We start from the raw sequence: 2,280 nt of genomic DNA, 5'->3' as shown, positions 1-2,280 counted from the left end.
TTGGATGTATTTAGTCAAGCAATTACTATGAAAAAATCCCGTTTGGGAATACTTTTGACAGTAATTTGTGCCTTGGATAAAATTGCTATTTGTGAAAATATGATCTTTCAGGAAACCACAACTTTAGGCATTAGAAGGACAATTCAAGAGCGATCAATCTTAAAAAGAGAAATACAATCGATCGATACTGTCTATGGCCAAATTCGTCTAAAAGTTGCCTACAAAGAGTCAAGTAATCAACCGATTACCGTACAACCAGAATACGAAGATTGTGCCGCTATTGCCCGTCAGCATCATCTACCTTGGCGATTTGTTCATCAAATGGCCTTAACTATTTGGCAAGAACAAAATCAGTCTTGACAGCAGGGCGATTTTCTCCTAAAACTGCTATATCCATTGTTCAAAAGCTATTTTGAGGAAAATAATCCCAATTTAAAACCTGTTCTTGGCTAAAAGGACAATCAACTGGAAAAGTTTCTTTTGGTAAATTAGTTTCATTTACCGTCCCTCGCACTGCCTTTTGATAACATTCTGCGAAAATATCGGCTAAATAGGGTTTTAAGCTAGGACTATCCCTGAAAATAAGCTCTAATTGTTCTCTTTGTTCATCAATGGTATTTATCCAGCTATTAGTCCGTTTTTCTGGTTGATATTGCCATTTAAGTAAGTGCATCAAGAGAACTTTTAACCGGACGAATATCTCCCGTCTATTATTACGTCCCATATCGGATATTTCTTCGATTAAGTTATCTAAATCAAGGGCCTGTAAATTGCCCTTTTTTAAGTGATTTACGGTTTGCTCAAGCCACAAATTAAAATCAGTTTCATAAAGCTGAGATAATTTATTTTTCATAATGAGAACGTTTCTTCTATTCTATCTTTACATTGTGCCTATCTTAATGGTGTCTTGTCCAGATGATATTTTTACAAATATGAGATGCAGAGGATTTACCATAATTTATCTAATCTTCAAGGTATTTCTTTCTCTTTTTTCTCATAAATTTAATTGTGGGAAAAGTGCCAAGAACTCAGAGCAAAATGATAGTTTTCTCTGATACTTACCCAATTTGCTGCCTGATCTTGATTGACCAAGTTAATATCCTACAAGAACTGTATGAGCTTGTGATCATCCCTCAAGCTGTGGCTGATGAATTAAATGGCCCAGAATCCCCACCTGTCCTTCGGAAATGGATTACTAACCCCCCTGATTGTCTCCAGATTGGAATTGTTAGCGTCTCCTCAAGGTCGGGAATAGAACCAATCTCCAAAACCCTATGAACCAGTATAGTGCCTTAAACCAAGCCCTTCAACCCTATCTCGGATGGCATGGTGCCAGAATTTCGTTTCTGGCACTATTCCTAAGTAGTCATGCAAAATAAATTTCCTAGTGAAGACAGGCAAGAGGCAATAGGTAAGAGGCAAAAGCTTTATCGAAATGTGTAATTAATTTTGCTTAGGTACTTACTAGCCTTAATCAAAGTCAAAACCGTCAATCTGAGAGAGTTAGCAGTTGGATTTGGAGGTAAAGCTCTGAAAGAGTCTAACTACAAAAGATTACAACGCTTTTTTCGAGTATTTGAGCTAGATTACTCCGAAATTGCTAAAATTGTTGTGATTTGGATGAGGCTCCCCCAACCTTGGGGGTTGAGTCTTGACTGAACTACCTGGGAGTTTGGCGACCATTGTTACAATATTCTGACTCTAGGCATAGTCCATGAAGGGGTTGCCATTCTCATCTGGTGGTGGCTGCTCAAGAAAAAGGGAAACTCCAATAGTGATGAGCTTATGCAGTTCATTGAGGCGATCTTAAAAATTCGTTGCTTGTCTGGCGACCGGGAGTTTATCGGTCAAGCTTGACTGCGCTATCTTCTCCTCGAACCGTCTATGTCTTTCCGGTTAAGGATTCGAGCTACTAACAAGATTCAGCGGGAGGGAAAAGCCAAGGCTTGCCAAAGTCGTCTTCGCCCACTTGGCGATCGGAGAATCTCAACAACTCAAAGGTGATTGTCGGGTTTGGGGTTATCCTTCCCTTCTCAACAAAAAAGCACCCCCTCGCAGGAGTGCCTTTTCGTTCAGACTAGGAATTAACCATTGATAGCAGGAGCAGTCAGAGCTACGGGAGCCTGTTCACCACTAGCCAAGTCTAAGGGGAAGTTGTGAGCATTACGCTCGTGCATTACTTCCATCCCGATACCAGCGCGGTTTAACACATCGGCCCAAGTACCGATTACACGACCTTGAGAATCGAGAATCGACTGGTTGAAGTTGAAACCGTTGAGG

Annotated in this window: 3 protein-coding genes and 2 pseudogenes; 3 read left to right on the top strand and 2 right to left on the bottom strand. The window is 40.4% G+C overall.

Going from position 1 to position 2,280, the window contains the following annotated elements; translation table 11 throughout:
• Positions 1-360: nickel pincer cofactor biosynthesis protein LarC2 (gene larC2, locus PX484_RS06885; RefSeq protein WP_288103250.1), on the top strand; the 360-nt coding region annotated here is incomplete at its 5' end.
• A 40-nt stretch (positions 361-400) separates the two neighbouring features.
• Here the strand turns inward: larC2 and PX484_RS06880 are convergent.
• The gene (locus tag PX484_RS06880; protein WP_287767526.1) at positions 401-853 is read right to left on the bottom strand and encodes a DUF29 domain-containing protein; all 453 of its coding nucleotides are present in this window, start codon (positions 851-853) and stop codon (positions 401-403) included.
• Positions 854-1,038: 185 nt separating this feature from the next.
• Between PX484_RS06880 and PX484_RS25965 the strand changes: the two genes are divergently transcribed.
• Together PX484_RS25965 and PX484_RS06875 are read left to right on the top strand one after the other, a co-directional pair.
• Complete coding sequence (locus PX484_RS25965; RefSeq protein ID WP_043998049.1) at positions 1,039-1,278, top strand: PIN domain-containing protein; 240 nt, start codon at positions 1,039-1,041, stop codon at positions 1,276-1,278.
• Positions 1,279-1,464: 186 nt separating this feature from the next.
• Positions 1,465-2,026 (top strand): annotated as a pseudogene (locus PX484_RS06875) (transposase family protein); the annotation flags it as partial.
• 58 nt (positions 2,027-2,084) lie between these two features.
• On the opposite strand, the pseudogene PX484_RS06870 reads toward PX484_RS06875, so the two are convergent.
• Positions 2,085-2,280, bottom strand: a pseudogene (locus PX484_RS06870) (hypothetical protein); the annotation flags it as partial.

Origin of the sequence: Microcystis sp. M49636_WE2 (assembly GCF_030065375.1) — a bacterium.
Taxonomy (GTDB): domain Bacteria; phylum Cyanobacteriota; class Cyanobacteriia; order Cyanobacteriales; family Microcystaceae; genus Microcystis; species Microcystis aeruginosa_C.
This window is presented reverse-complemented; position numbering and strand designations above follow the sequence as displayed.